Source organism: Niallia oryzisoli (genome assembly GCF_043641075.1).
In the GTDB taxonomy this organism is placed as follows: Bacteria; Bacillota; Bacilli; order Bacillales; family Cytobacillaceae; genus Bacillus_BD; species Bacillus_BD oryzisoli_A.
Map to the genome: position 1 here is coordinate 1 of NZ_JBHZRC010000029.1, position 5,904 is coordinate 5,904.

The 5,904-nt window shown below is 31.6% G+C and carries 5 protein-coding genes; 1 reads left to right on the forward strand and 4 read right to left on the reverse strand.

Features of this window, described 5'->3' with window-relative positions:
• Positions 1-552: 552 nt before the first annotated feature.
• From ACHUFV_RS27315 to ACHUFV_RS27330, 4 genes are all read right to left on the reverse strand, one after another.
• A complete protein-coding gene (locus ACHUFV_RS27315) occupies positions 553-1,224 on the reverse strand; it encodes a MerR family transcriptional regulator (protein WP_394239600.1) in 672 nt (223 codons plus the stop codon).
• Positions 1,225-1,650: 426 nt separating this feature from the next.
• Positions 1,651-1,935: a hypothetical protein gene (locus tag ACHUFV_RS27320; RefSeq protein ID WP_394239601.1), complete on the reverse strand. Its 285-nt coding sequence runs from the start codon at positions 1,933-1,935 to the stop codon at positions 1,651-1,653.
• Positions 1,919-2,716, reverse strand: a complete 798-nt coding sequence (locus ACHUFV_RS27325) for a ParA family protein (protein ID WP_394239604.1) — start codon at positions 2,714-2,716, stop codon at positions 1,919-1,921. Before ACHUFV_RS27325 ends, ACHUFV_RS27320 begins: the two co-directional genes overlap by 17 nt.
• A 482-nt stretch (positions 2,717-3,198) precedes the next feature.
• A complete protein-coding gene (locus tag ACHUFV_RS27330; RefSeq protein WP_394239602.1) occupies positions 3,199-4,146 on the reverse strand; it encodes a helix-turn-helix domain-containing protein in 948 nt (315 codons plus the stop codon).
• A gap of 655 nt (positions 4,147-4,801) precedes the next feature.
• Here ACHUFV_RS27330 and ACHUFV_RS27335 point away from each other — a divergent pair.
• Positions 4,802-5,647, forward strand: a complete 846-nt coding sequence (locus ACHUFV_RS27335) for a tyrosine-type recombinase/integrase (RefSeq protein WP_394239603.1) — start codon at positions 4,802-4,804, stop codon at positions 5,645-5,647.
• Positions 5,648-5,904 lie beyond the last annotated feature (257 nt).

Here is a 5,904-nt window from a genome sequence, read left to right on the forward strand (position 1 = left end):
AATTCGGTGAAGTCAACTTCTTTTTTAAAAGGTAATTTTCTCTAAATGCTTTCTCAATTAACTATAACCGAAAGCCTCCGAATTACTCTAAATTAAAGTGCTCATCAGCGACTTTTAATAATGTATCACTATAGATCATGGAAGTCAACTTCTTATTTTGTTTTTCTACCACAACTTCTTCTTTCATTAGAATCAATAGTTTTGTGATTCCCTATCAAAATATCTAATGCATAAGCGATGGAAATATATATTACCATCTGACCAATTCAAAATCAATAGTTATTTCGAAGAAGCATCTTTGATTTATTAATCAACTCAGAAAATCACATCTTTAAACAATTCCTTTCACTTATATATAAATACAACACTCAAGGAGTTCTATACTTCATACTCCGACAGATTACTTTCGAATGAACATTGACTTGTATATCTCTTTCGCATTGCTATACTCCTCTTCGAGGATCCAAACAAGGAAGTCACCAATAATTGCACTTCCTTGTTAAATTCAATTGGATTTTTCAACACAAATGAGAGATAGGGGCATCAAATTACTTATAACCCTAATTCATTTTTCAGTCTATTTTCGAAGTTCATATTCACGTAATCCTTAATAAAGCGGTTACGTTCTTCTTGATTTTCTTCTATCTTAAACCAACCTACCTTCTTAATCCTCTCTTCTTCAGGTTTTGTGGACCATTTGATTAAGGCTTCTTTTTCCAACTGATACTCTACTCGTTTTCTTGCGACCATTTCTTTAAATCTTGCTTCTCTCTCTTCCTCTTTAGATTTAGAATCCGAAAGATTTTTTAAAATTTCATCGTACTGGATTTTCATTTCACCTAGTTGAGATGCAGCAACCTCTTCAAATGCAACCTTCAATTCCTTTATGAGAGTAAGATTTAGAAACTCTACACTATTAATATGTGCTACATTTGTAGTCTCCATATCCTCAACAGGAAATGGTCTTAGCTCAAATTCATCTCTTATTGCATTAAAAATCGCACTTAACGACCATTTTTGATTCCTTTTCTTCTTAATAAAAACAGCCAATTGCAAATCTAATTCGTCATACACTTTCTCGTTTGTCTCCTCTGTTCTGGAAACAAAATGAATGCCTTCCTCTTCTAACTTCTTAAACCAACTAGTGACTGTATTAACATGTAATTTTTCTTCTTTTGATGTTTTCTTCACCTGTTCAACAAAATCACTTATTTTCCAATACAAATTCGATCACCTTCTTGTAAAGCATATATAGACTACACAATACATGTGGTACCCAAATTATCGATTACATATAGTACAGATTCTCTATATAAAACAATTTTCCCTTTATAAAGATCTTTATTTTTAAAAAATATATTTTCTATATTTATCCCTATATGGTCACATAAAGAGAGTTATTTATATTACTTATCTCTTCTAGAAATCAAAGCCGTCTCTGTACTGGTCTTCGAATTTGTCATCAAATATGAATATAGTAATCAACGCTTCCATAGAAATGATTATTACTTCCCTTTTTAACGAAAATCATATGTCAAATACAAAAGTGAATTACAGACCTTTGAGTGTAATTCCAAACAATCCAGACGGGAAAAACTTTCTAATCACAATAAAAAATGGAGCCACAATTTTGACTCCGTTTTTTCCCTTTTATGATTTTTTCTCATTCAAATACTTTTCTAAAGCTTCTTCAACTAATATATAAATATTTTTTTCCTGAATTAGTGCCTGCATTTTCAACCTTTTATGTAAATCTGTCCGTAAATCAAAGGATACACGCTTTCTCTCCACTTTATTCTCGCCCTTCCTTACTTCATTTATTTCTTCTTTCGAATCAACGTTCTTTTCTTCTTCAACTATTTCAGCTAATACCTGGGACGGTGTAACAACCTTTTGTTTGCGTTTCATATTCTTAATATCATTTACTGTTGACACGTTCCATCAACTCCTTATAAAAACTTCTGTAAGGTTTCAATGCTTCTTTTAATTCACGGTTATCTTCAAACCCATATAAAGATAATCTTCCAACAGCTGCTTTTCTGGTAATAATTGTTTTAAAAACATCATTTGGATAGTCTTCCTCAACCATCTCATTAAAAGCCTTTGCATCATTACGTCTAACATCATTTAAGGTTCGCAGTATTCCGATGACTTTTGTGTCACGTCGGCCAAATTCATTTGCACTGATGACAGAATCCATAAAGTTATGAATTGCAGAGTAGCACCAATTGGAACTCTCAAACAATACTACAACATATTCGCTTGCACATAATGAACTCATTGTTTGTTCACTTAAAGCTGGCGGAGTATCAATAACAATAAAATCATATTCATCCCGGATTTGATCCAAGACATCATCTAGTATCAGACTAGGGTTGCCACTATAATGTGCTACTTCTCCCTTATAAGTTTTTTTAGTATAAAGCCAGCGAGCAAACGTAGCTAAAAAGTTGTTGGCTGGAAGTAAATCAAGTTTTTCACTAATTGGAACTATGTATTCCTTAACGTTGTTTTGTTGCAGTGCTTCTAATACTGATTTCTCCACAAATTCATTAGAAGGTTTTTGAGATAAAAGCTCAGTCAAATTCCCCTGCGAGTCCATATCGATAGCTAAAACGCGATATCCATCCTGGTTCAATAAATAAGATAGTATACCTGTTGTTGTTGATTTTCCACAGCCACCTTTTTGGATCCCCATTGTTATAGTGATAGCCAACTTAAACACCTTCCTTTCTTCCAACGTTGTTTTCTTCTTACTATTATAAATTCTTATTCTATATTAATTAAGTCTAATCCTTCTTAAGAAAAGAGGATATTCAAACTAAATGAAAACTCATTCAGTTATTTATCTAAAATCCAAGAAATTTATCTTCTAGATATAATTGAATAACTATTTAAACATCAAGTCAAATGGGAGACATTGCGATATAATCGCGAATTAAAAAGGATAACTGGATGAAATTAGGCTTATGAATCAGTGCTCTTAGCATTCGGAATCTTTCTAAATCCCTTGGGAAAGATTCCGAATACCTTCTTTGGAAAAAATTATTATAAAATGAATGACTCTGTTAGGTAATCGCACAGACTAATTACTTTTCGTATAGAGATAGATAAACCTAGTTAATGAACTCAGACTTCGCAGTCCATCTATCTAGTACTTAGTCCTTTTGAGTGTTTTTTATATAGATCATTCAAATATTAATCTTTTGGTTCATGTAGTTTTTCAAACATCTTTTCAATTTCAATTCGCTTTTTTTCCTTTTCATTAATTGTTTCACTCACTGCCATTTTTGCGCGCTTGTCAAATAATTTTTTCATAGCTGGTCTTGCTTCTTTCCATTCTTTTCTTTGCTTATTTTCTTTTTGTTCATACCATTCTGGAATCATCCCATTTCCAGTAAACCCTTTTTTTATTGTGGTAGGAAATACATAACCACTTTTCAAGTTATTTGTCAAAGCACGCTTGAAATAGTTCATATCTTGAATATCAAAATCTACTTTATTTAAAGTACTCTTAAAAATTGAGTAATCAAAACTATCCTTCCTTTTTACTTTATTTAAAAGAGTAACTATTTGTTTGTGTGTTTGTATGTTTATATCACTACGCAATTCTAATAAAGAGTAAATTTCTGATTCCTCACTACACATACTATTAAATGATTCTTTTAAATCTAATTCTTTTAAATAATTATTTTCGGGTGTCTGTGGGACACTAGGGTGGTGTTCGTCAGATACCAGGGGTGGTGTCTGTGGAACACTAGGGTGGTGTTCGTCAGATACCAGGGGTGATGTCTGCGAGATATTAGGTCTCAATACATCACCTTTATTTTTTACCTCAGCTGGACGATAAATAGTGTATAGGTTAGATGTTTGACTAATACCGTTATTCTTACTTACCTTTTTTCTTACCTCTTTAACCACTAATTTTAATTCCACTAACTTATTGACACACTCAATAGCTTTTTTTCTACCCATTGATCCTTTTTTTGCTATGGTACTATACGAAGGAAAGGCGGTATCATCGTGTCCGTTAGCGTAGGAACGTAAAACCATATATGTCATTTTTTCGTAAACATCTAATTCTTCCATATCTAATATTTCAGTAGGCACTACAAACACACGTAAACTATCTTTTAATCGATCCATTTTTATATCTCCTTTTCAAGGAAAAACAAAAAAGGCATACTTTACCCTTTTTACAAATCACAGCGTTACAGCGATTAGGAAAACGGTAAAACATCCCTTTTACTTTTTTCAAATAAATCAATTAATAAAACGGTTGAAATTATATCGATACACCGTTTATAATAAGGCTATCTATATTTGTTTTGTTTTCCTGTTTCTGCTGTGAGAGGTGGGAAACAGGGTAAAGTCATTCCGTTAAGGTTGGGGAACCTTAACACATGGAGTGGCTTTTTGTTTTATCCAATATATAATTAATAGTAATTATAACTAATTTAAAGTGAATCTAGCAATAATAAATAATAGATGATCCTATGTATAATAGACTGATACCTTAACATTTCTAATGCTAAAATAATAATGTTTGATGTAACTAACTATTAAACATGTAAGTTGAATAATTTTAAAGTTGCTACATTTAAACAAATGATTTGAATATAATGTGCACATTAGAAAAGATACGATAATCTTATTATCTTATAATAGAAAGCAATTCCCTGTGTGTAATATTATAAATAATTGTCATGGATTTATAATATTACACACATTCGCGGAAGATGACTTCCTTAAATACATGTGTTATTATAAAGGTAATATCCTTTACAGGGAGGTTTCTAAATTGAAAAAAATTTCTTCTGAAGCTATTCCGCTGATACAAAACTTTTGCGACTGGTTACAGGATCAAAAGAAATCTCTTAATACGATTAAAACGTACAAGCGTGAATTAGAAAAGTACCAAGAGTGGCTTCGAGAGAGAAACGTGGATATTCATCATTTAACGAAAATGGATATACAGTCTTACATTTATTATTTAGAGGCGCAACAAAAAAGTATAACGACAATTGATAAGACAGCTGGTGTTATTCGTACCTTTGCTAAATATCTTGGAAAGCCGGAACTAACTTTTGGATTGGAGTTAAAACCTGTAGAGAAAAATAATGACATTGAGACATTATCTGTCACAGAATATTGTCAGTTGTTAAGAATGGTTAAGGAAGAAGGCAATTTGCGAAACGTAACAATTGTTTACGTTCTTCTTCATACAGGAATTCGCGTATCAGAATTATGTAATTTAGATCGTTCACACATCGATTTAGAAAAGCGTGAATTAATTGTACAAAAAATAGATGAACAGCGTATTATCCCTCTTTCAAATGAAGCCAGAGAATATTTAGAGATGTACCTAGACTCACATGTACATGAGGCAATCTTTGTTTCTAGTACAGGTGAACGTCTTTCAGAAAGAGCAGTACAATACATGCTGAAAAAATATGATGCAACTCCACAAATACTTCGACATACGTTTTGCCAAAGATTGATTGATAACAAAGTTGATGTCGAAACTGTATCTAGACTAGCAGGTCATAAAGACATTAATGTAACAAAAAAATATGTAAAGGTAAAAATGAATAAACGAAAAGTAGAAGCTGCAATTAATAATGCTTTTGCGAATAAAATAGGTTAAAGAGATCCATTCACTGTATTTTTTACTCCTTTTGATTGAAGGAGTTTTTTATTTAAAAAAAGAATTGATTTCTATTAATAAAGCTGATAATATGAATTTCCGTTGCTATCTATTAATGGTTTAATAGAGAAGTAAATTGGAGAAGTAGAAACTTACAAAAAGAAGTTGACTTCTATGTTTGAATTCGGTATACTATTAAATGTCGCTGAAATAACAGTGTTTTAAACAAACAAAAATATTATTGACTTCAACGAAAA